Source organism: Granulicella sp. L60, assembly GCF_009765825.1.
GTDB lineage: Bacteria > Acidobacteriota > Terriglobia > Terriglobales > Acidobacteriaceae > Edaphobacter.
Genome location: NZ_LMUR01000022.1, coordinates 297,186 through 319,234, shown reverse-complemented (window position 1 = coordinate 319,234; position 22,049 = coordinate 297,186). Strand labels below are relative to the sequence as shown.

Below are 22,049 nucleotides of genomic sequence, written 5' to 3'. Positions count from 1 at the left end.
TACGAGATCACCTTCAAGGGCAAGAACTCGCTTCCCAAGGAGCAGGTCGAAGACTTCTACCGCCGCCGCGACCACTCCATCGAAGCCGTCATCGCCGTCTGGCTCAAGGCTCCCGACGTCGTCGTCCTCTCTGAAGGCAAAGAGATGGTCGAGCGCCGCCTAGCCGACAAGGTCACCGTCCTCAGCGCCGAGAACGACGCCGTCACCATCGATCTCGACGTCAACACCCACCTCCCCCTTCGCCGCAGCTTCAAGTGGCGCAACGAGACCTTCAAGGACTACGACGAAGACGCCGAAGAGTACGAGGACTACCACACCGTCCAGGGCCTTCCCACCGCGTACAACATCACGCGATACCATAACGGCGATATGATCAGCCAGACGTTTCTGACCAAGATCGAGTACGACGTCGACGTGCCGCCCGACAGCTTTAACGCCGACATTCTGCTGAAGAAAAAATAGCCGCGCCGCTCAGGCCCCACGCAACCGTCCATCCCGCAGCCCGGCCTAATAAAAAGGAGCAACGCATGAAACGCCAGTTCGCCAACATCCTCGAGACCATCGGCAACACCCCCGTCGTCCGCATCAACAAGCTCGCCCCGGCCGACGTCAATCTCTTCGTCAAGATCGAAGCCTTCAACCCCCTCGGCTCCGTCAAAGACCGCCTCGCCCTCGGCATCATCGAAGACGCCGAAAAGCGTGGCACCCTCAAGCCCGGTCAGACCGTCATCGAAGCCACCAGCGGCAACACCGGCATCGGCCTCGCCATGGTCTGCGCGCAAAAGGGCTATCCCCTCGTCATCGTCATGGCCGAGACCTTCAGCATCGAGCGCCGCAAACTCATGCGCTTCCTTGGCGCCAAGGTCATCCTCACCCCCGGCCCCGTGCGCGGCACCGGCATGGTCAAAAAAGCCGAGGAGCTCGCCGAGAAAAACGGCTGGTTCCTCCCACGGCAGTTCTCCAACGAGGCCAACGCCGACATGCACTCCCGCACCACCGCGCAGGAGATCCTCCGCGACTTCGAAGGCGACCGCCTCGACTACTTCGTCACCGGCTTCGGCACCGGCGGCACCCTCAAAGGCGTCTCGCGCGTCCTCGCCGAAAAGCGTCCCGAGACAAAAATCATCCTCTGCGAACCTGACGCCGCACCCATGGTCTCGAGCGGGCTCGAACAGCCTCACAACCCCGACGGTTCACCCTCCGCCAGCCATCCCTCGTGGACGCCGCACCCCCAGCAGGGTTGGAGCCCCGACTTCATCCCCAAGCTCGCCCAGGACGCCGTAGACGCCCACCGCATCCACCAGATCCTGCGCATCGAAAATCCAGAAGCCATGCGCTGGAGCCGCGAACTCGCCACCAAGGAAGGCATCTTCGTCGGCATCAGCTCAGGAGCCACCTTCGCCGGAGCCCTCCGCGTCGCCGCAGAAGCCCCCAAAGGTTCCACCATCCTCTGCATGCTGCCCGACACCGGCGAGCGCTACCTCAGCACGCCTCTCTTCGCCGACGTCGCCGTCGACATGACCCCCGAAGAACTCGAGATCTCCCACTCCACCCCCAGCGCACAGCTCCCACCACCCACCGCCTAAACGATGTCGCCCGTTGGTCGGGATCAATGATGATCCCAACCAACGGGCGTGTCAGCCGCAAAGATAATAGAGCGTGCGAACGTCCAGCGTTAGAACGTGAATCGCCCTCCCAGTTGAATAATCCGATTCGGAGCGGCGCCGGTGATCTTCCCGTCGTTTGCCGAAGAAAGAGTTGCGGTTGGAGCGTTCAGGCTGACCATATTGAACACATTGGTCGAATCGACCTTGAGCTGAAAGCCCAGCCTCTCCCGGATCTGAAAGTCGCGCTGCAGGCTCACATCGATGTCCCGATACCCAGGCGCACGAAGAAAGTCGCGTGGCGTGTTGCCGTCCGCGCCCCCTGGTCCGATACCGCCCGGCTTACCTGCACCATTCGGTGTAAAGGCCGCTTTATTGAACCAGGCTAAGGCGGACACAGAGCGCGATCTGTGCGCACTCAGGAACGGGTTGACGCCGGGCACAAGGTTAGGACGATCGTTGTTGTAGGAGTCGTCATTGTTATCCGATCCCGTCGTGATGGTGAACGGCGTGCCGCTCTGAAAGAAGCCGATCGCCGAGAGCTTCCAGCCGTTCGCCAACTGCTTCTTCCAGCCGTTCTCTCCATGGTAGTAGTCCAGGCTCCAGATGCCGGAGATGTTGGACACGTTCCTGCGATCGTTGTCCGAAGGGCCTCGTTCCTCCGCAAGATCGCTGAAGTTCTGCGCTGTTCCCAAACCGATTGCGCTCGAGTTCGCGCTCCACATCGACTTGCTCCAGACGTAAAAGCCGTTCAGCAGAAGGGTGTGCGTCAACTGTTTGTGCGCCGAGACCTGCAGCGAGTTGTAGTTGGCAGTCTGGCCGGACGTGATCAGGATCACCTGGCCAAGCACGCCAGGATCGTACGGACGCCGGGCATTGATGCTCGCCTGGCCCGTATTCGCGCCCGCTGCCCATACAGGATTATTTCCATCGATTCCAAACGGCACGTGACGTACAAAGTTAGCCACGTACGCCGTCTGCAGGCTCACGCCGCCGGGCATCTGCTGCTCCACCGCCACGTTGAACTGATAGGACACAGGCCACTTGTAGTTTGGATCGATCGCCTCCACCGACGCCGCCGGAAGGAACCGCGGATTCGCCGGGTTGTACGTGTAGGGAAATGGATCTCCATTCGGAAACGAAGCCGGATTCCCGTAGACGTTCGTCAACGAGGTAATCGAGCTGAACGTCTGCCGGACGGCGAAGGGTTGCGCATTCGCCGGCTGGTTCCATTCGTTCGCCGACGTACTTCCGTAAAAGATACCGGCTCCAGCGCGCAGCGCCGTCTTGCCATCGCCGAACGGATCGAAGACCAGGCCAACGCGTGGAGAGACGTGAGCTAACTGGTTCCCGGCAATGCCCCGCGGGATTCCCTTATCGCCCGGGTACACTACACCCTTCGGCGCACTCGGCACCACCGTGGACTGCTGCCCCGGAACAAAGCCGTCGGTAAGGTTAGACGACTCCACCGGAGACTCCTGCACGTCGTACCGCAGCCCAAGATTGGCCGTGAGCCGGGGCGAGATCTTCCAACCGTCCTGCACGAATCCCGCAAAGTAGAAGTAGTTCATCAGCCCGTGGTATGGAACGTCCTGTTCCATCGTGTTCACCTGTCCGGTGACGAAATCGGCCAATGCATTCTTGGTCGTCGTCGGCGCGGAGGTGGCGAAGGTGAAGATGCCGAAGTTGTAGAGATTGCCGACAATAGCGTCTTTCTCCAGAGAAGCCTCTCCGCCGAAGTTCAGCGTGTGCCTGCCCAGCGTCATGCTGAAGACGTCGCGCAGCCCATAAAAATTGGTGGTGCTGACCGGCCCGGCCAGCGCGCCTCCAGCGTTGAAGTATCCGGAGACCTCAAGCCACGGCAACGCCTTCGGTCCCTGGATGGTGAAGCTCGATCCAAGATCGCCGAGCGACGTAGCCGGCAGGTTCACGCGGCCGCCAGCCACACGTGTCACCGTAAACCAGACCTGATTCGCCTTGCTCCCGTTGAACGTATGCACATCGCTGATATTGAAGTCCTGCTGCCGAGCATTCGATTGGTTCACCGAGAACGGAATGTTGGCGCTCGAACTCGCGCCTCCGAATGCGCCGCTGACAGACTTCAGAGTGAAGTAGCTGGCCTGAATATGGTCGTGGTCCCCAATCGCCTGATCGTACTTGCCCAGATACTCGTCCTGGGTGGTCGGCGTCGTGTAGTTGCCGACCCAGTTGTTACCGGCCGCGTTAGGCTGCGGAACGTAAGTCTTCAGAATGTTTGCCGCAGTGGGGTCCAGCAGCGCAGCAGGAATGCAGCCTACCGTTACCCCTTGGCAATTAACCGATGTATTCGTTCCGCTAATCGGAGTCGTCGTGCCTGGGAAGTTCGGCTTCACTGCGGATTGCGTGAAGTCGCCAACACGCTCCAAAGCCGTCGGCACCACCGCGCCGTTGAGCAGCTGGCCCACCGTCTGACGAAGCCCCGCGTAGCTGAACAAGAAGAACGCCTTATCCCGCTTGATCGGCCCACCGATTACGCCGCCGAACTGGTTGCGATGATACGGCAGGTTGATCGTGGAACCCCACGACTGTGCGTTCAAATCCGTATTGCGAACAAACTCGAAAGCAGAACCATGAAACTGGTTCGTGCCCGACTTGGTCACCGCCGTCACCACCGCACCGGACATCTTTCCATACTGCGCCGAGTAGTTGCTGGTCTCCACCCGGAACTCTTCGAGAGCATCCGGATTAGGCAACGCATTTCCATAGTTGCGAAGCCCCGTCATGTTGACGCCGCCGTCCAGGTAAAAGCTGACCATCGGAACGCCGCCGTCAACCCCGCCGTTGATAATCACCTGCGTCGAAGGCACGCCGAGCACAAAGTTCGGACTGCCACCGGAGTTCGTCTGCATGCTGGAGCTGTTCGACTGCACGCCCGGAATCAGAGAGAGCTCCTGGTAGGCGTTCCGGTTCACCAGCGGCAGCTTGTTGATCTCGTCCGGAGTGACCGTTCGCCCAAGGGTCTCGGTCGTCGTATTGATCAACGGCGGCGTGTCCGTAACCGTGACCGTCTCGCTGGTCATGCCCACGCCGAGTGTAACGTTCAACGGCTGGGTCACATCGACGGCGATGATCAGGTTCTCTTGGATAAATTTCTTGAAGCCCGGCGCCGTCACAGCCACAGTGTAGTTGCCGATCGGCAGATACTGGATGGCGTACGCGCCTGTACTGTCGCTTGTGGCCGTCCGCACAAATCCGGTCTCGGTATTGGTGGCCACGATCGAAGCACTCGGCACCACCGCGCCCAGCGGATCCGCGACCGTGCCTGCGATTGCACCGGTGATCTGCTGCGCTCTTAGAAAGCCGCCTCCAAGCAACAGCATCACGACAACCAGGCTGAACAGCAGAGGACGGCGACTCGTCCTGCTTGCAACGGTACCAGCACTCTGCGGCGCATGGGCGAAGCGCGGCGGAAGACTCCCGCCACAGTTCATCTCAGAAGATATCCCATATTTGTTTGAAGTTAGAATCATTTGACTTTGCAGCCTCGTATAAGAATTTTTTGCGTCTCTTTTTTCAGTGGACTTTTTACTAATGATTGGGAACGCAGAGCAAAGTACAGTTAGCGCACCACAAAGGTCAAGAGATTATTTCGAAGGTGCCCAGCGAGCCTGGCTATCCCTGTCGATACTCACGCAGAAACTCGATACATGCAGCGAGAGGGAAGCGAGACATGCCACCTCGATATCCCTCGCGTCCATCTCCCGCGCAATCCCTAGTTGTCCGCCGGACCTTCAAAGATCTGCCCCATGCGCACCCGCTCGTCCCACTTTGCAGTGTCCAGGCCCTTCACCAGCAACCACACGCACGTCGACAACTCCCCGATAAAAGCCGGAACCAAAATAGCCGGAAACAACTTGTCCGCCAGTGAAGGAGAGAGCAGTTGAGCGAAGCTGTTGATCAGATAGCACGCGCCCGCGATGCCTTGTAAAACACCCAGAGTCTTGGGAAAGTATCCCGACCGAAACATCAGATATCCGGTGACAAGACAGCTCACTCCAAAGAAGATCAACCCAATCCCAAAGCCAGACTCATGCTGCGCCAGCGAGAGCGACGCCAGCGCCTGTAGCTGACCTGGATCGACCACCTTCAGATAACTCGTCCCGCCCAGCAGCAGCAGAACCGTAACCAGGTTCAGCTTATTGGCGCACAGAATCGCGGTCTGCAGCATACCGAACAACGCACTCAGCAAAGAAAGATCCCGACTGACCGGCCTCAGCAAAACATAGAAGATCACCGCCATCGGAACATCGGTGATGTGCATAATCAGATCGCCCGCAATGCCGAACCGAAACAGCGACTCCGACGCCATAATCCGATGCGCCGTAGCAGCAGCATCCCCCGGAACCACCAGCCTCGCTCGAACGAATAGCTCTCCGAACAGACCGTACGCGATGTTGATCAGGTACAGCACGCCCGCGATTCGCGCATACACCAGCGGAGAGATCTTTACCCTTCGGTCAGTCATTCCATCTCCCCTCGCGCTGCAAGTTAGCTACGATCTTGCCGCGATCTACAGCAAAGGCATATCGAAGACGAGCTGCGTGCGCTCACAATAGGTCGAATGCTAAGCAGTATACGAGAGCTCAAATCAGCTCAACCTCGCGATCAGCCCATTTATACTTATGCTTGCCATGACAGTGAACCAGACAGACCTACAGACCGTACCCCGCGCCGACGCCCAGCCGGGCTCCGAAGCCCCGCCCCCCGCGCATCCGCAGACCATGGACATCCTCGAAATTATGTCCCTCCTGCCCCACCGCTACCCCTTCCTCCTCATCGACCGCGTCATCGAGATCGAGCGCAAGCAGCGCATCGTCGCCATCAAAAACGTCACCATCAACGAGCCCCACTTTCAGGGCCACTTCCCCGACTACCCCATCATGCCCGGCGTCCTCATGGTCGAAGCCATCGCCCAGACCGGCGGCGCGCTCCTGCTCAACGAGATCCCCGACCGCGACCAGAAGCTCATGGTCTTCACCGGCATCGAGAACGCACGCTTCCGCCGCCCCGTCGTCCCCGGCGACCAGCTCCGCATCGAAGTCACCGTCCTCCAGTGGCGCAGCCGCGCCGTCAAGATGCTCGGCAACATCACCGTCGACGGCAAGCTCGTCTGCGACGCCACCGTCATGTGCCAGGTCGTCCCCCGCGTCACCAAAAAAGCCGCGCCCGAGGCCCCAGCAACCGAGGCCTCAGCCGAGTGAGCACGCAGCCAGGCATCCATCCCACCGCCATCGTCGCAGACGGCGCGCACATCCCCGCCAGCTGCACCGTCGGTCCCTACTGCACCATCGGCCCCAACGTCGTCCTCGGCGAAGCCTGCGATCTCGTCTCCCACGTCGTACTGGACGGACACCTCACCCTCGGCGCGAACAACCGCATCTTCTCCTTCGCCTGCATCGGCATCGCACCACAAGACCTCAAGTACGCCGGCGAACCCACCCGCGTCGAGATCGGCGACAACAACTCCATCCGCGAGTACGTCACCATCTCCAGGGGAACCACCGGCGGCGGCGGAGTAACGCGCGTCGGCAGCGACTGCCTCATCATGGCCTATACCCACATCGGCCACGACTCCCAGATCGGCACCGGCTGCATCCTCGCCAACTCCGCTACCCTCGCCGGCCACGTCATCGTCGAAGACTACGCCACCGTCGGCGCCCTCTGCCCCGTCCACCAGTTCTGCCGCATCGGCAAGTACTCCTACATCGGCGGAGGCACCACCATCACGCAGGACGTCCTTCCCTACTCCCTCACCTCCATCGAGCGCAACAACCACGCCTACGGCATCAACAAAGTAGGTCTCGAGCGCAAGGGCTTCACCCCGGAGCAGCTCAAGGAGCTCCGCGCCGCCTACCGCACCCTTACCGCCTCCAGGCTCAACATCTCCGACGCCCTCGCCGCCATCCGCGAGACCGTCACCGCAGGCACCGCCGGAGAACACGTCGCCTACCTCGCCGACTTCATCGCCAACAGCGCCCGCGGCATCATCAAGTAGCAGTTAGGATCGATGTGCGAACGCGGCCGACGGACCAGCTACTGAATCGGCCTCATCCCCGAGGTCCATCGCTGCGATAAGACCGCCCCTCACGGTGAACACATGAACAACCTCGCTGTCCGAAAGAACATCACCTTGTAGGCTCTTGACGAGTTGATGCACCCTGACCCGGACCTTGCCTCCGTCTTCCTCAGTTATTGCAAGTGGTTCGACATGAGGATCGAACTCACCCCACTGGCGAGTCCAATAGTCGCGGATCTCTTCTTTTCCGACGACCTTGCCGCCCTCCGAAGCCTTGGGCCAGCTCACATCTTGCGTCATCAGTGCCAAGGCACCGTCGATGTCCCGCTGATTGAATGCGGAGTACGCCTGCCCAAGTATCGTCTTACTGTCTGCCATTCATCCCCCTTATAACGCCTGCCGTGCACTCGATTCTCATTATCTGGCCAGTCCACATCATCGCTGACCAGCCTTAGCTAAAGTCCGTGTTAATTCTTCTTCTATCGTTCGATGCGGCAAGCCTGTAAGTAACAGGAGACACGTTCTCCGGCGGCGATACCTGCTACGACTGCAGACCTGCCGAGCTCACCCGTAGACGCGCCAACTGAAAGCCATGGTGATACAAGTGAGCGGAGAAGTGCTCGAGCACATCCGCGACCGTCATCCATCCGGCAAACGGATGACAGAAGACCCCGCAGCAAGCATCCTGAGGTGCGAGCGCCTCTACCACCGACCCAAGCTGCGTCCGGGCCTGCTCCCAACGTCCCGCGACCTCAGAAAAAGTAGTCTGCGCATTCGGATAAATCGCCTGTGCCCCCGGCGGCACCTGAAAGCTCTGATCGGAACGGAGGGCGCGATCGAGGGCAGCAATCCTCGGGCGCTCCTCACTCCCGAGAGCGTGCGGATTCTGCAGGCCAGCTCGAATGTCTCCGATCGTTCCCGCCTCCGCTCTCACGATGTGATCCAACACCTCCACCGCCGACCACGCGCCATCCGCAGGGCAAAAGCTCAATCGACTCGGCGACCACCCCGCCAACTCCGCGAGAAGCTCGGCACGTTGGGTCTCAAGCTCCCGAAAGATGCGAGAGCACTCAGACAGCTCAACCGACATAACAGTCTCCTATCACTAGGCTGACTACGTTCGAAATTGTACGGCCACCAACGCATCGCCAAACTTCAAGCGATCGGAGTACCCGCCGAGGCATAGATCGCTTCAATTGCAAGCAAATCTGCCAGACCCTCCTCACCAGGAGTCGCTGGCTGAGAGTTATGAAGGACGCAATCCGCAAAGTGGGTCGCTTCCAGGACAAACTGGTCGGGATCATAGACCGGCCCACCTCCCGACAGCTCAGTATCGCCAGCGGTGCCGGTGTACTTAAGAATCGCATCCCCATAGACGAACGCCGGCTCAAGTCGAAGATGTCCTGTTGTGCCGTTGATCGCAAAGAAGTTGGTCCCGCTCTGTTCGTAGGAGCTGCCACCGCTGGCAAGAATGCCGGAAGGAAACTTCACCATCCAATTGATGCTCTGTTCGACAGTCGCGAACGCCTGACCCTTGTCACGCGTAGCCACCAGGCCGCGGCATATCTCGGGCTCTTCACCCGTGAACCAGCGCACCGCATTCAGAGGATAGATGCCAAGATCCAGCAGAGAGCCTCCACCGGCAAGAGAACGATCAAGCCTCCACTGCTGCTTATTTCTCATCCCGTAGAACCCTCCCTGATAAGACTGGATCTCCCCGAGAGCGCCGGAGCGAACCAGCTCACGCAGCTTGCGAAAGGTCGCATCGTAGTGGATCCGATACCCGATCATCAGCTTAACGTTGGCCCGGCGACACGCCTCGATCATTCGTCGGCACTCTGCGGAGGAGATCCCCATCGGCTTTTCGCAGAACACATGCTTGCCAGCCTCAGCCGCGCGTATCGTGTACTCGCAGTGCATGCTGTTCGGAAGCGCAATGTACACGGCGTCGATCGCAGGATTGTCGCGCAGCCGGTCAAAGGTCTCATAGGTATAGATGGAGTTCCCCGGCACGTTGTAGAGCGCACCGAACTTCACTCCCTTCTCCGCAGGATGCCCCGTAACAAGGCCAGTAATTCGTGCGTTGGGGGTAGCCGTCACGGCGCGCATAAACACCTCCGCAATGCTGCCCAGCCCCACGGCGGCGATACCAACGCGTCGAGTCCCTGAAGCTGAGTTGTTGCTGTTCGATTGAGCGGAGACACGCACCTGCGTGCTGGCCAGGGCGAACGCGGAGAGTTGAGCGAAGCGGCGGCGATCCATAGGAGATGGACGTTATCCTACCCGAATGGTCCCCTAAGAATAATCAGGATCAGCGCAAAAAAAGACCTCCGCGCAGACCAGTACCGGCAAACACGCTTCTATCCACTGTCACTTCTTAGTCTCAGCCAGCACCGTCGCCAGCGTAGGCGCCGGCTTCTCCTCCTCCAGCGTCACGCCCATGCGAGATTGAAACCACGGATAAGCCGGACTCGGCCCCAGCGTCTCGTAGTTCTTATCGAAGTATGTCTCCACATCTTGCCCCGCAGGCACCGGCGAAGACGCATGATCCAGCACCCCATGAAACAGCGACATCATCAACGTCACGATCGCCGGATCCGTCTCCCGCCAGTAAGCCAGCGCAATCCGATTCGCACCATACTCAACCTGATAGTGGTTAGCCGAATAGCCTCTGCAAGCCTGCCACCAGTGCCCCAACTCATGAATAAAGATCCACCCATGCGCAGCCTTCTCAAACACCGCGCGAACAGCCGCATCGTCAGCTCCCGGTCCCGCAAGCTGCGCGAAGAACGCCTTCTCCTCAGGCCGCAGCAACGTCCACTCCGACGTGCGCAGCGTATTGCTCTCATCCAAATATTGGCCGAAGGAGGGCACATCCTCCACCACAATCGTCGGCGCCGCAATCGGACACGAGAACCCCGCCGCATGAATACGTTGAATGAACGCATCCCGCAGAGCGATAGACTTCTTCAACGTCTCAGCGCGCCCCGCCTCCTGGCTCGGAGAGAGCGGAGCCTGTGCGTACACAGCCATGCCATAGCTCATCGAAAACAAAGCAGCCGACAAAACAAGCGTGAAGCTGCGAAAATGCCTGTGTGCGCGAGCGAAGAAACTCATCGAGTAGGTCTCCTATCTGTTCCTATGGAACCCGTCTGGTTCTATCTGCAATCTTTGAAACCTTAGCCAACCTTCAATCGTTCTACAACTGACAAGTCACAATCTATAAGCCGCAAGCTAGTCCTAACACGAAGGGTCCCCATTCCAATGGCTTTTTCTCTCTCATCAAAGTTCCTCGCCTCCATCAGCCTCTTCGCCGCACTCCTCACTATCCCCGGCAACGCCCCCGCTCAAACCGCGCAGCCCATCCGCGTCGCCATCGTCGGCCTCGTCCACGGCCACGTCCAGGGCTTCCTCCACAACCTCCCCAATCACCCCGACATCTCCCTCGTCGGCATCGCCGAACCCGACGCCGCCCTCCGCCAGCACTACATCGAACGCACCCACCTCCCCGCGGACATCTTCTTCCCCACCGAAGCCGCCATGCTCAAGGCCACCCACCCGCAGGCCATCCTCGTCTACACCTCCATCGCCGGACACCGCGCCGCCATCGAGCAGGCCGCCCCCCTCCACATCGCCGCCATGGTCGAAAAGCCCCTCGCCACCACCGTCGAAGACGCTCTCGCCATCCAGGCCCTCGCGAAGAAGTACAACATCCCCGTCCTCACCAACTACGAGACCACCTGGTACAACTCCAACACCGCCGCCGCCGACATCCTCGCCTCCGGCAAGATCGGCGACCTCCGCAAACTCGTCTTCCACGACGGACACAGCGGTCCCAAAGAGATCGGTGTAGGCCCCGAGTTCCTCGGCTGGCTCACCGACCCCAAACAAAACGGCGCCGGCGCACTCTTCGACTTCGGCTGCTACGGCGTCGACCTCACCACCTGGATCATGCACGGCGAACTCCCGCTCACCGTCACCGCCGTCACCCTCCACATCAAGCCCCAGATCTACCCCAACGTAGACGACGACAGCACCATCGTCCTCACCTACCCCCACGCCCAGGTCATCGTCCAAGGCTCGTGGAACTGGCCCTTCGACCGCAAGGACATGGAGATCTACGGCGCCACCGGCTACGTCGACACCCTCTACGAGTCCGCCGATCCCGGAGCCAAACTCCGCATCCGCCTCCCCAACGAAAAAGCCGAACACGTCGAAACCGCACCCGCCCTCGTCTCCCCGCAGAACGACTCGCTCAGCTACCTCGCCGCCGTCCTCTCCGGCTCACTTCAGCCGCACAAAGACCTCAACTCCCTCGACACCAACGTCACCGTCGTCCGCATCCTAGACGCCGCCCGCCGCTCCGCCAAGACCGGCACCACCATCCACCTCGACGCCCCCACCAACTAACCCGCTCAAACAACGAGACCCACCGTGCCGCCGTACTCCCAAACGTATGGCGGCACATCTCGTTAAGCCTTCCAAAGACTCATAATCAATCCCCCCGCCACGATAAACGCTCCCCCAACATAGATCGGCCTCGTAGGCGATTGATGGAACTGCATCCTCGCCACCAACTGCGCCACCAGGAAGAACAACACAACGTACACCCCAAGAAGTTTGCCGAAGTCCACCTTCGAAGAGTTCAGAAACAGGCTGTAACAAACCAGTACAACCGCACCCGCAAGGAAGAACCCAAGGCGTCGAACTCCCGACGCGTGATACAGACCGGACTGAAAGAATGCATCGCCCTGCACCTCCAGGTACGCCGCAACCGCGAGCACGCAAAACGCTCCGACCGGAGAAGACACAAGCTGCGAAAACTGATTCATGCCAAACCTCGTGCGAAATCGACTCGCATCCTTCTATAGAACCACGAGCCAAAGAACCGGAACGCTGGTTTCACCAACGACCATCTTCCGTCCACCTAACTGCCACAACTCACCACCAAGACATCACAACTCACCACAAACCCCTAAAAATGCCGAACATCACTTTTTCCCACAGGCAAGTGGTCCGTCCACTACCCTGTTTCGCTCTTGACAAGAGACGTCCTGCCGGACGGGCCCACTGCTCGTGGGGAGGTCACTTCGTGACGTATATACCCCTTCGGTTGGTTCTCCCGTTGGTCGGAAACAAAGATGATCTCGACCAACGGGAGAGCCACCCGAAAGGTTTAAAAAGGCGTGCAAACGCCCACCCCGCGTGCAGTGGGCCCGTCCGGCAGGACATATCTTCTAAAGGGGTTAAAGAATTACAGTAAGCAGATGCCGAAACTAGGCCTGATCGCAGGCAACGGACGCTTCCCCTTCCTCCTGCTCGACGCCGCCCGCGCCCACGGCCTCACCGTCGTCGTAGCCGCCATCAAGGAAGAGACCGATCCCGAGATCAACGCCCGCGCCGCATCCGACCCCGAGATCCACGTCCACTGGCTCTCCCTCGGCGAACTCTCCCGCCTCATCGAGACCTTCCAAACCGAAGGCGTCACCCGAGCCGTCATGGCCGGCCAGGTCAAACACAAACAGATCTTCTCCAGCATTCGCCCCGACTGGCGCCTCGCCAAACTCCTCCTCAACCTCCGCACCCGCAACACCGACATGCTCCTCGGAGCCATCGCTAAGGTGCTCGGCGACGAAGGCATCGAACTCGTCTCCTCCACCGCCTACCTCGAACCCCTCCTCGCCAAACCCGGCATCCTCACCGCCCGCCCGCCCGACGACGACGAGCAGAAGGACATCGCCTACGGCCTCACCGTCGCCCGCGCCATCGCCGGATACGACCTCGGCCAGACCGTCGTCATCGCCGCCCAGGCCTGCGTCGCCGTCGAGGCCATGGAAGGCACCGACGCCACCATCGCCCGCGCCGGAGCCCTCTTCCGCACCCTCGACACAGCAGCCGACACACCTACCCCTGCCGCAACCACCCTGCGCCGCTCCTTGACCGTCGTGAAGGTCGCCAAACCCCATCAGGACATGCGCTTCGATGTTCCCGTCGTCGGCGTCGCCACCATCCACGCCATGCAGGAGGCAGGCGCGACCTGTCTCGCCATCGAGGCAGGTCGAACCCTCATGTTCGATCCCGCAGCCATCCTCGCGGCCGCGGATCGCGCAGGCATCGCCATCGTCGCGAGCTAGTCAGTTTTGTCATTAGATTGTCACCGCAGCGTAGAATGTGGCCAAACGAACCAGGGGCTGTGTCGTCCAAGCCTTACACTTGTCTACATAGAGATTCGCTTCACGAAAAAGGGGAACCACCATGCGCAAAGCAATTTGGAGTGCAGTCATCATCGCAGCAGTAGCCGTATGCGGCGTCGGTCTGAAGGCCCACGCGGCCGCAGCCGCGGACACCGTACAAGCCGGTGCCATGGCGCCCAACTTCACCCTGCCCTCGCAGGAAGACAAGCCCGTCAGCCTCAGCGACTACAAGGGCAAGTGGGTCGTCCTCTACTTCTACCCGAAGGACCAGACCACCGGCTGCACCATCGAGGCGCACAACTTCCAGCGCGACCTGCAGAAGTATGACGCGCTGAACGCCGTCGTCCTCGGCGTCAGCCTCGACACCGTCGAAGGCCACAAGACCTGGTGCTCCAAGGACACCTTCGGCTTCAAACTCCTCGCCGACCCGGACCACAAGGTCGTCGATGCCTACGGCGTGCCGGTCAAGAACTACGGCGTCATGAAGTTCGCAAACCGAGAGACCTTCCTCATCTCGCCGGATGGCAAAGTGGTCAAGGTCTGGGAGAAGGTCGATCCCAACGTCCACAGCACCGAAGTCCTGGCCGCAATCTCCGCCGAAAAGAAGTAACGCACAAGCCGAGCAGCAAAGGGTCCGGACCGGAACGAACAAGGTCCGGACCCTTTTCATTAAAGATCTGACACGAGCAGCGAAGATCGGCCCAAAGAGCAGAATCCAGGCCAGCAAGAAGAAGTACGCAGTCCGAAAAGAAGTGAACGTTACGTAAATACTTATCAGCAGACGCAAAAAGGCCCGGGCTCTCAATTGAGGAGTCCGGGCCTATTTGCTTGCCTTAAGGGTAGTTACTTCTTTACGGCCTTCTTTGCTGGTGCCTTCTTAACAGCCTTCTTTACGGCCTTCTTTGCAGGAGCCTTCTTTGCTGCTGCTTTCTTCGCAGGAGCCTTCTTTGCTGCTGCCTTCTTCGCGGGTGCCTTCTTTACTGCTTTCTTAGTTGCCAAGGTAATACCTCTCTTCATTGGTTTTTTGGTGCTTGCAGTGCCCTTGTTGCCGGCCGCCTTTTTAGGAGCGACCTTACCGCCGCGCGGAGCACTGAACTTCTTCGCGGCAGATTTCGATTTGGCTGGACCACTCTTTTTCGGAGCAGCCTTCTTCGCCAGAACTTTTTTAGCAGCTTTCTTAGCCACAACTTTCTTCGCCGCAATCTTCTTCGCTGGTGCCTTCTTTACTGCAACAGCTTTCTTTGCAGGTGCCTTCTTCGCTGGTGCGGCTTGTTTTGCGGGCACTGCTTTTTTGGCAGGAGCAGCCTTCTTCGCTGGCGTGCTCTTCTTTGCTGGTGCTGCTGCAGCTTTCTTCACCGCAGATTTTTTCACGGCCGGTTGCGCGACACTCTTCACCGGCATTCCGGACTCCCTGGTTGCGGGCTCGTAGCTATTGACGGGCGACGGTGGTGGCGTAAAGATGATTGCTTCCTCAGCGTGTGTGCCACTCAGGGTCTCATCTTCATCTTCGTTCAACTCATCGTCATCATCGGAGGTCATCGTGACCTCTTCCTCTTCATCATCGTCGTCTTCAAAGCGGCTACGGAGATCGTGGTCATCCTCTGGTTCATCGACGAAATCGTGATCTTCATCTGCTCCGGCTGCATAAAGTCTGGTCGTGTCGTCGAACATCGTCATCATTGTCCTCTCACTGCGTTGTACTTCTGCCGCTCTTTATTTCTGCTCTACCGGTAGGATGCAGACGAAATCATATTTACTTCCCGGCACGAGATTCTAGCAACAGGATGCATCCAAGCGCTAGCGATGGCAAGTACTCTTTTTTGTGAGGTAGCTCATCGTGTAGCTTTTCTCTTCGTTTTTGGCGTCGCATTTTGCTTGGTCTCACTTGCAATTTTCTTTGTCGCAGACGACGACGCTCTCTTTCCGGCGTTCGCATGATTTGCATCGGTATGCGTAGAACCCGCATGGGCAGAGGCGTTCACGCTATGCCCCGTGCTTTTGCCATGTCCCGCTCTGCTGCGAATGTGCGTGCCGGGTGCAAGCCTCACCGGCTCCGCGACGACCAAAAAAGCACCTGGCCTGACATTGTTCGACGACAGATGATTCCAGCGCCGCAACTCCTCCACCGACACGCCGAAGCGATCCGCAACTGTGACGAGCGTATCTCCGTGACGCACCGCGTAGTGCTGCGGTCGCACGGTCGCCGCAACAGTAGAGACAGGCACGACGAGCTCATCGCCGAGATCAAGGCTCGCTCCGGCAGCGAGTCCATTGGCATCGGCGATATCGCTCACGTGTGCATGGAGACCCACCGCGATGCCGTCGAGCGTCTCTCCGCTGCGCACCACGTGAAAGCGCCAGCTCGTGCGTTTGTCTTCCGGGATCTGCTTGATGCGCTCGCCGAAGACATCATGCGTCCCCACCGGAATGTGCAGATCGAAGGCCATATCGCGCGGCGTCGCCATGCGCAGGAGACTTGGATTGAGCGCAACAATCTCGGGTAGCGATGAGTTGGTGATGTCGGCCACCAGACGAAGGTCGACGGCGTAATCGACGGTTACGGTATCGGAGACGACAGGCTCATCGGGCACCAGCTTATCCAGCCCATACTGCGCAGGATTCTTCGCCATGATGATCGCCGCAATGATTCCCGGCACATAATTCTTGGTCTCCGCAGGAAGCACATTGCGTCGGTACAGCTCCCAGAAGTCGGCGTACCCTGTCTTCATCACCGCACGCTGCACGTAGCCCGGACCCCAGTCATAGGCTGCCATCGCCAGATACCAGTCGCCGAACTGGTTGTAGAGCGACTTCATATAGCGCGCGTACGCTTTGGAACTCTTGTCCGGATCGAACCGTTCGTCGAACCAGCCATTGCGCGCCAGCCCGTATGCGCCCGTCGGCATGAACTGCCACATCCCCCCTGCACCGCTCTTCGCGTTGAGAGCCTGCGGTTGAAAGCCAGACTCGGCGACCGCCAGATAGATCAGGTCCTGCGGCACACCTTGCTCGCGCAGATTCTTCTGAATCATCTCCTTGTACTTTCCCGCGCGCTCGAGCGAACGCAGCAGGTGTGCGTGGCCGCCCGGCGAGTTTGAAAAATAGCTGATGAAGCCCGCGACATAATCGTTCACGACGAGTGGAAAGTCAGACTGCGTCGTCTTCAACTCGGCTGCAACCTTTGCCGTCAATGCTGCGTTCGCCGGGAAGGTGACCTCGTCCGCAGCATCGAGTGGAGCGGCCTCAAGCGTGGGCGAAAATCCATTGCCCTGCTTCAACGCCGTCATCTCAAGCGAGTTCACAGCATTCAGAAGATGGTCGAACTCATCCGCAAGCTGAGGATCCGTCTTCAGATCCATGCCACTCGTCAGCATCTGGTCCACGGCGGAGTCGAAGTCCAGCCGCGCAGCATCCAGATGCCCGGCGCGATAGTTGTCAACGCCGCTCCGGTACGCGGCCTCCGCCTTGGCGATCAGCTGTTGCACCTTGGCGGCGTTCGCAGAGTTGTCGGCGCTCTGCGGCGCAGTTCCTGCAGACGGAGATGCCTGAACCGAAGTGCCTGCAGTGCCCGATGAGATGGCTGGCGCAGTCGTCTGTGCTGGCGCTTTCCCAGGTGCTCCCGCCTGCTCCTGAGGGCAGCCAGCAAGCATGACCAGCGGCGCACAGCCCACTATCAATGCCCAGCGCCGCACCATCTTCCCTAAAGGTCTTCGAAGCATTTGTCCCTGCTCATTGTAAGACGCGCGGAGGGTAAATGTGCTCTCAATCGCAACACTCTTGCGGCGTGGCTAAAGTTCACATCAGGATTCCGGCGGAATCTTTATGCATCTGCGTCTTTGCGAGACGTCCTGCGATGTAGTGCCGATGCCATCGCCCGAGTGCAGGAACTACGTTACGGTCTCGAAGTGCGAAGCGGTTATATGGGGAGTCGCGAAGCAGCATGTCAGCAACAACGCGAAGACAGTAGCTCGAACTCTGATCCCCGCATCTTAGGCAGCGCCCGACCGCATCGTTCCTTCACGAGAGCGCGGGCGCATACGTCTTCACCACGCGGGTGTTAACATGGATATTGAGGCCACCCAGCTACAACATGGATCCAAGTCACATCCGCAACTTTGCGATCATCGCGCATATCGACCACGGCAAGTCCACCCTCTCCGACCGGCTCCTTGAGCTGACCGGCTCGCTGACCTCCCGCGAGATGCAGGCGCAGGTGCTGGATGCCATGGACCTCGAACGCGAACGCGGCATCACCATCAAAGCCCACACCGTACGCATGATGTACAAGGCGCAGGACGGCGACACCTATCAGCTCAACCTGATCGACACGCCCGGCCACGTGGACTTTTCGTACGAGGTCTCACGTTCGTTGGCCTCATGTGAAGGCGCTCTGCTCGTCGTCGATGCGTCGCAAGGCGTCGAGGCCCAGACGCTTGCTAACGCTTACCTGGCAATCTCGAATGGACTCGAGATCATTCCGATCATCAACAAGATCGACCTCCCGAGTGCTGATATCGAGCGCACCAAGGAGATGATCGAGAAGTCCGTGGGCTTACCCGCCGACGACGCCATCGCAGTCAGTGCGAAGACCGGCCTGAACGTCGCAAGCATTCTCGAAGCCGTCGTTAACCTGCTGCCGCCGCCGCAGGGCGACCCCGAAGCTCCGCTGCAGGCACTCATCTTCGACAGTTGGTTCGATCCATACAGAGGAGTTATCGTCCTCGCTCGTATCATCAACGGTCGGCTTCGCAAGGGAATGAAGATCAAGGTCATGTCGAACGGCAAGACCTTCGACGTCGAGAGCATGGGCGTCATGACCCCGAAGCCTGTAGAGCTTGCCGAACTGAGCGCCGGGGAGGTTGGCTTCTTCGTCGCCACCATCAAAAACGTAGCCGACACCAAGGTCGGCGACACCATCACCTCGGTCGAAAATCCATGCGCCGAAGCGTTGCCAGGTTTCGAAGACATCAAGAGCATGGTCTTCGCCGGCCTCTACACCGTGGACTCACACGAGCACGCGATGCTTCGCGACGCCCTCGAGAAGCTTCGACTCAACGACGCGAGCTTCTCTTTCGAGCCGGAGTCCTCCGTCGCGCTCGGATTCGGATTCCGCTGCGGCTTCCTCGGCCTACTGCACCTGGAGATCATCCAGGAGCGCCTGGAGCGCGAGTACGATCTCGATCTCATCACCACCGCACCCGGCGTCCGCTACAAGATCACCATGACCGACGGCAGCACCCGCGAGGTAGACAACCCGTCGCGCTGGCCCGACACCACCGAGATCGAGCAGATTGAAGAGCCCGTCATCGTCGCCAAAATCCTCACCAACGAAGAGTATGTCGGCGGCATTCTGAAACTCGTCGAAGAGAAGCGTGGACGCCAGCAGAACATGGAGTACGTCTCCGACACGCGCGTCCTGATCACGTATGAGCTTCCTCTCAACGAGATCGTTCTCGACTTCTACGACCGCCTCAAAACCGTCTCGCGCGGTTACGCCTCACTCGACTACGTCCTCGCCGGCATGTGGGTCTCCCCCATGGTCAAGATGGATATCCTCATCGGCGGCGACCCCGTAGATGCTCTTTCGATCATCATTCATAAAGACTTTGCCCAGCAGCGTGGACGCGCACTCGTCTCCAAGATGCGCGAACTCATCCCGCGCCAGATGTTCGAGGTCGCTATCCAGGCCGCGATCGGTTCAAAGGTGATCGCACGCGAGACCGTCACGGCCATCCGGAAGAACGTGATTGCGAAGTGCTATGGCGGCGACATCAGCCGCAAGCGCAAACTCCTCGATAAACAAAAAGAGGGCAAGAAGCGCATGAAGCGAATCGGCAAGGTGGACATCCCACAGGAGGCATTCCTCGCAGTGCTCAAAGTCGGGGAAGAGTAACCACCACTATGCCCGCCAAAATAAACAGCTTCGCTGCATAATCGCGATATAGATTAATCGTGGGCCAGATTAGACTCAATAATTTGTAACCTGGTAGTAACGTTCATCTGTGGAAACCGTTGAAATAGCTATACTTGCCCAAATACAGGAGATCCCGAAATGGATTTCTCGATCCGCCTGAGCCAACACGCTGATTCCTCTACAGTTGCTCCTCTACCACAAAGATCGAGCGATATGCAAGAGATTGCATATCGCTTCCATTAGCCTTGAAAAGCTATAAGGAATCCACAGGTTTTTCCACAACTCTTCCGTGATGACGCCAAAATATAAGCGTGCAGGCGAAGGACGAGCACCTTACGGAAAGGTCTCCTCCTTCGCCTGATCTACGGTCGAGTGATTACTGCTTTGGTGCTGCTGTCGCGGGTCTTGGGGTCGTCGCGTGCGGACGAGCCGGAGCCGCGGAGGACGGGGCAGATGGTGCCGGCGCAGCCACACCCGATGCAGTGTTATACGCCGTGACGACGGCCTGTGTCACATCCGTATTTGGGGTCGCCCACATCACGTTGCTCTGCTGACCGCTCACGTCAAGCAGCAGCGTGTAGCCGTTCTGGCTGACATAGTTCTTAAGCGTGACCGAGACCTTCGCCGCGATCTTGCCATAGGCTTCCTGCAGGTCGGCGTTATAAGCCGTCTGCGCATCCTCGGCATCACGGTTCAACTGCTTTTCCTTGGTGTCGATATTTCTCAGGCGGGTCGCACGCTCATCGTCCGAGAGCGAAGCCGGTGCGCTCTGAAGCTGCTTCTTGAGCGAATCGACCTCTTGCGCAAGAGTATCGATCTGCGTCTTCCTCGGCTTATATTTCTCCTGCACATCCTGAACAGCGCGCTGTCCTTCGTTGGTTGCAAAGACGGCCTGCTCGAAGGCGACCAGAGCGATCTTTGCCGGAAGAGCCTGTGGTGCAACGGCAGCTTCGGCTGCGGGCTGAGGTGCAGCAGCGGCCGGGGCAGTCTGTGCCACTCCGGCGGCTGTCGTCAATCCCGCGCCAAGGGCGGAGACAAGCAATAGAGTACGATTCATGCGGTTTATGGTGCTCCTTCAAGGTTCGATAGATCGTTACAAACTTACCAGCTTGGACGTAGCCAATATGATTCTGCTGTTAATTTCAAATCACTGAGATCTCGACGGAGACCTCAGTGATCTTGAACAAGGGTCGGCAAGACGAATCGTCTACTGCTTCGGAGCGGTCGTCGGATGCGGACGAGCCGGTGTCGAAGCTCCCGGTGCGGATGGTGCAGACGGAATCGGTGCAGCGATACCCGAGGATACGTTGTATGCATCGACGATAGCCTGAGAGATATCCGTAGTGCCCGGCTGTGTCCAGAGGACGGAGAGACCGCCCTGCTGGCCGGTGTTATCCAGCAGCATGGTGTAACCGTTGTCCTGTACATATTTAATGACAACCGGACCGAGCTTCTTCGCTACTGCGCCAAGAGTCTCCTGCAACTCGCCGTTGAAAGAGGTCTGAGCATCTTCGCCATCGCGCTGAAGCTGCTTCTCCTTGACATCGATCGCCCGGGTACGTGAGGCACGCTCCGTGTCGCTCAACGTGGCCGGCGCGGTCTGTAGCTGCTTCTTCAGCGTGTCGACCTCCTGCGAGAGGGTCTGCAGCTGATTCTTCTTAGGCTCGAACTTCTTCTGGAGTGCCTGCAGGTCGCGCTGGCCCTCATTGGTAGCGGCGGCAACCTGTTCGAATTCGATTAGCGCAATCTTGGCTGGAACAGCGTGAACGGCGGGGGCGGCAGCTGCGGCGTTGGGGGCTGCTGCGGGCGTCTGAGGTCCAGCAGTCTGGGCCACTCCTGCGGCGGAGGTCATTCCCGCAGCAAGGGCGGTGACAAGAGCAAAGGTACGATTCATGCGGTGTGTGGTACTCCTTCGGGGATTGTGAGAAATTCATCCGGCCTACGGCGCACCATCGCGTGCCTTCCGAGCCGTTCCCTGCAGCCACTCGATGGGCGCCTCCATATCGAACGGAGCGCCTATCTTCCTTCTTGATCCACCGACTCCCATGCCTGAAAATCGGAAGCAAAACGAGAGGTCTGCCGGAACACATCAAATTATAGGACCCAGCCCATAAAGGGTCAATTCCAGCGGCCCCCGCAACCCTCCGATCTCTCAAGCCAGTATCCAGAAATATGGAGCATTCCATATCCAGTCTCCTGTTTTTCGGACCAGACCAGAGTCCTAATCACCAAAAGCACCCTATTTTGAATAAAACCGTTTGGCTCTCGGATTGCTCTTATGT

Annotated in this window: 19 protein-coding genes; 8 read left to right on the top strand and 11 right to left on the bottom strand. The window is 59.1% G+C overall.

All coding sequences use genetic code 11. The features are described from left to right. Together GSQ82_RS22335 and cysK are read left to right on the top strand one after the other, a co-directional pair. The coding region (locus GSQ82_RS22335) for a hypothetical protein (RefSeq protein WP_158794493.1) at positions 1 to 462 on the top strand (462 nt) is incomplete at its 5' end. Between the two features lie 65 nt (positions 463 to 527). Beyond that, complete coding sequence (gene cysK / locus GSQ82_RS22330) at positions 528 to 1,586, top strand: cysteine synthase A (protein ID WP_158794492.1); 1,059 nt, start codon at positions 528 to 530, stop codon at positions 1,584 to 1,586. Positions 1,587 to 1,675: 89 nt separating this feature from the next. On the opposite strand, the gene GSQ82_RS22325 is transcribed toward cysK, so the two are convergent. Further along, entirely contained in the window at positions 1,676 to 5,074 is a 3,399-nt protein-coding gene (locus GSQ82_RS22325) for a carboxypeptidase regulatory-like domain-containing protein (RefSeq protein WP_158794491.1), read from the bottom strand. 281 nt (positions 5,075 to 5,355) lie between these two features. Continuing rightward, positions 5,356 to 6,108: a DUF4386 domain-containing protein gene (locus GSQ82_RS22320; protein WP_158794490.1), complete on the bottom strand. Its 753-nt coding sequence runs from the start codon at positions 6,106 to 6,108 to the stop codon at positions 5,356 to 5,358. A 256-nt stretch (positions 6,109 to 6,364) separates the two neighbouring features. Between GSQ82_RS22320 and fabZ the strand changes: the two genes are divergently transcribed. Continuing rightward, positions 6,365 to 6,844 carry a 3-hydroxyacyl-ACP dehydratase FabZ gene (fabZ, locus tag GSQ82_RS22315; RefSeq protein ID WP_254061914.1) on the top strand — a complete coding sequence of 160 codons (480 nt, stop codon included), beginning with the start codon at positions 6,365 to 6,367 and terminating at the stop codon, positions 6,842 to 6,844. Beyond that, the gene (lpxA, locus tag GSQ82_RS22310) at positions 6,841 to 7,638 is read left to right on the top strand and encodes an acyl-ACP--UDP-N-acetylglucosamine O-acyltransferase (RefSeq protein ID WP_254061855.1); all 798 of its coding nucleotides are present in this window, start codon (positions 6,841 to 6,843) and stop codon (positions 7,636 to 7,638) included. The genes fabZ and lpxA overlap by 4 nt, the downstream gene beginning before the upstream one ends. Before the next feature lie 3 nt (positions 7,639 to 7,641). On the opposite strand, the gene GSQ82_RS22305 is transcribed toward lpxA, so the two are convergent. The 4 genes from GSQ82_RS22305 to GSQ82_RS22290 form a co-directional block, all read right to left on the bottom strand. After that, the gene (locus GSQ82_RS22305) at positions 7,642 to 8,037 is read right to left on the bottom strand and encodes a nuclear transport factor 2 family protein (protein ID WP_158794489.1); all 396 of its coding nucleotides are present in this window, start codon (positions 8,035 to 8,037) and stop codon (positions 7,642 to 7,644) included. 163 nt (positions 8,038 to 8,200) lie between these two features. Continuing rightward, positions 8,201 to 8,749 (bottom strand): DinB family protein, encoded by a 549-nt coding sequence (locus tag GSQ82_RS22300; RefSeq protein WP_158794488.1) that lies wholly within the window; start codon positions 8,747 to 8,749, stop codon positions 8,201 to 8,203. 65 nt (positions 8,750 to 8,814) lie between these two features. Next, positions 8,815 to 9,921, bottom strand: a complete 1,107-nt coding sequence (locus tag GSQ82_RS22295; protein WP_158794487.1) for a Gfo/Idh/MocA family protein — start codon at positions 9,919 to 9,921, stop codon at positions 8,815 to 8,817. 108 nt (positions 9,922 to 10,029) lie between these two features. Beyond that, entirely contained in the window at positions 10,030 to 10,776 is a 747-nt protein-coding gene (locus GSQ82_RS22290) for a hypothetical protein (RefSeq protein WP_158794486.1), read from the bottom strand. 147 nt (positions 10,777 to 10,923) lie between these two features. Between GSQ82_RS22290 and GSQ82_RS22285 the strand changes: the two genes are divergently transcribed. Continuing rightward, positions 10,924 to 12,069 (top strand): Gfo/Idh/MocA family protein, encoded by a 1,146-nt coding sequence (locus GSQ82_RS22285; RefSeq protein ID WP_158794485.1) that lies wholly within the window; start codon positions 10,924 to 10,926, stop codon positions 12,067 to 12,069. Between the two features lie 62 nt (positions 12,070 to 12,131). Here GSQ82_RS22285 and GSQ82_RS22280 read toward each other — a convergent pair whose 3' ends face one another. Continuing rightward, positions 12,132 to 12,491: a hypothetical protein gene (locus GSQ82_RS22280; protein ID WP_158794484.1), complete on the bottom strand. Its 360-nt coding sequence runs from the start codon at positions 12,489 to 12,491 to the stop codon at positions 12,132 to 12,134. A gap of 435 nt (positions 12,492 to 12,926) precedes the next feature. Between GSQ82_RS22280 and GSQ82_RS22275 the strand changes: the two genes are divergently transcribed. Next, positions 12,927 to 13,793 carry an LpxI family protein gene (locus GSQ82_RS22275; RefSeq protein WP_158794483.1) on the top strand — a complete coding sequence of 289 codons (867 nt, stop codon included), beginning with the start codon at positions 12,927 to 12,929 and terminating at the stop codon, positions 13,791 to 13,793. Positions 13,794 to 13,914: 121 nt separating this feature from the next. Then, the gene (locus GSQ82_RS22270; protein WP_158794482.1) at positions 13,915 to 14,463 is read left to right on the top strand and encodes a peroxiredoxin; all 549 of its coding nucleotides are present in this window, start codon (positions 13,915 to 13,917) and stop codon (positions 14,461 to 14,463) included. Between the two features lie 233 nt (positions 14,464 to 14,696). On the opposite strand, the gene GSQ82_RS24805 is transcribed toward GSQ82_RS22270, so the two are convergent. Both GSQ82_RS24805 and GSQ82_RS22260 read right to left on the bottom strand, forming a co-directional pair. Further along, the gene (locus tag GSQ82_RS24805; RefSeq protein WP_216847157.1) at positions 14,697 to 15,533 is read right to left on the bottom strand and encodes a hypothetical protein; all 837 of its coding nucleotides are present in this window, start codon (positions 15,531 to 15,533) and stop codon (positions 14,697 to 14,699) included. Positions 15,534 to 15,685: 152 nt separating this feature from the next. Next, positions 15,686 to 17,572, bottom strand: coding sequence for a transglycosylase SLT domain-containing protein (locus tag GSQ82_RS22260; RefSeq protein ID WP_254061854.1), 1,887 nt, complete (start codon positions 17,570 to 17,572; stop codon positions 15,686 to 15,688). A 371-nt stretch (positions 17,573 to 17,943) separates the two neighbouring features. On the opposite strand from GSQ82_RS22260, the gene lepA reads away from it, so the two are divergent. Beyond that, positions 17,944 to 19,746: a translation elongation factor 4 gene (gene lepA, locus GSQ82_RS22255; RefSeq protein WP_158794481.1), complete on the top strand. Its 1,803-nt coding sequence runs from the start codon at positions 17,944 to 17,946 to the stop codon at positions 19,744 to 19,746. A 397-nt stretch (positions 19,747 to 20,143) separates the two neighbouring features. Here the strand turns inward: lepA and GSQ82_RS22250 are convergent, their stop codons facing one another. Further along, on the bottom strand, positions 20,144 to 20,824 hold the full coding sequence (locus tag GSQ82_RS22250) for an OmpH family outer membrane protein (protein ID WP_158794480.1): 681 nt from the start codon (positions 20,822 to 20,824) through the stop codon (positions 20,144 to 20,146). 150 nt (positions 20,825 to 20,974) lie between these two features. Next, the gene (locus GSQ82_RS22245) at positions 20,975 to 21,661 is read right to left on the bottom strand and encodes an OmpH family outer membrane protein (protein ID WP_158794479.1); all 687 of its coding nucleotides are present in this window, start codon (positions 21,659 to 21,661) and stop codon (positions 20,975 to 20,977) included. Between the last annotated feature and the right edge of the window lie 388 nt (positions 21,662 to 22,049).

What these genes read in the sequence shown, in the direction of transcription:
- GSQ82_RS22250 (WP_158794480.1), bottom strand. Translation starts at nt 20,824, where the DNA reads ATGAATCGTACTCTATTGCTTGTCTCCGCCCTTGGCGCGGGATTGACG.
- GSQ82_RS22280 (WP_158794484.1), bottom strand. Translation starts at nt 12,491, where the DNA reads ATGAATCAGTTTTCGCAGCTTGTGTCTTCTCCGGTCGGAGCGTTTTGC.
- lepA (WP_158794481.1), top strand. Translation starts at nt 17,944, where the DNA reads ATGGATCCAAGTCACATCCGCAACTTTGCGATCATCGCGCATATCGAC.
- cysK (WP_158794492.1), top strand. Translation starts at nt 528, where the DNA reads ATGAAACGCCAGTTCGCCAACATCCTCGAGACCATCGGCAACACCCCC.
- GSQ82_RS22300 (WP_158794488.1), bottom strand. Translation starts at nt 8,749, where the DNA reads ATGTCGGTTGAGCTGTCTGAGTGCTCTCGCATCTTTCGGGAGCTTGAG.
- GSQ82_RS22275 (WP_158794483.1), top strand. Translation starts at nt 12,927, where the DNA reads ATGCCGAAACTAGGCCTGATCGCAGGCAACGGACGCTTCCCCTTCCTC.
- GSQ82_RS22270 (WP_158794482.1), top strand. Translation starts at nt 13,915, where the DNA reads ATGCGCAAAGCAATTTGGAGTGCAGTCATCATCGCAGCAGTAGCCGTA.
- GSQ82_RS24805 (WP_216847157.1), bottom strand. Translation starts at nt 15,533, where the DNA reads ATGATGACGATGTTCGACGACACGACCAGACTTTATGCAGCCGGAGCA.
- GSQ82_RS22305 (WP_158794489.1), bottom strand. Translation starts at nt 8,037, where the DNA reads ATGGCAGACAGTAAGACGATACTTGGGCAGGCGTACTCCGCATTCAAT.
- GSQ82_RS22285 (WP_158794485.1), top strand. Translation starts at nt 10,924, where the DNA reads ATGGCTTTTTCTCTCTCATCAAAGTTCCTCGCCTCCATCAGCCTCTTC.
- GSQ82_RS22245 (WP_158794479.1), bottom strand. Translation starts at nt 21,661, where the DNA reads ATGAATCGTACCTTTGCTCTTGTCACCGCCCTTGCTGCGGGAATGACC.
- GSQ82_RS22260 (WP_254061854.1), bottom strand. Translation starts at nt 17,572, where the DNA reads ATGCTTCGAAGACCTTTAGGGAAGATGGTGCGGCGCTGGGCATTGATA.
- fabZ (WP_254061914.1), top strand. Translation starts at nt 6,365, where the DNA reads ATGGACATCCTCGAAATTATGTCCCTCCTGCCCCACCGCTACCCCTTC.
- GSQ82_RS22295 (WP_158794487.1), bottom strand. Translation starts at nt 9,921, where the DNA reads ATGGATCGCCGCCGCTTCGCTCAACTCTCCGCGTTCGCCCTGGCCAGC.
- GSQ82_RS22325 (WP_158794491.1), bottom strand. Translation starts at nt 5,074, where the DNA reads ATGAACTGTGGCGGGAGTCTTCCGCCGCGCTTCGCCCATGCGCCGCAG.
- GSQ82_RS22320 (WP_158794490.1), bottom strand. Translation starts at nt 6,108, where the DNA reads ATGACTGACCGAAGGGTAAAGATCTCTCCGCTGGTGTATGCGCGAATC.
- GSQ82_RS22290 (WP_158794486.1), bottom strand. Translation starts at nt 10,776, where the DNA reads ATGAGTTTCTTCGCTCGCGCACACAGGCATTTTCGCAGCTTCACGCTT.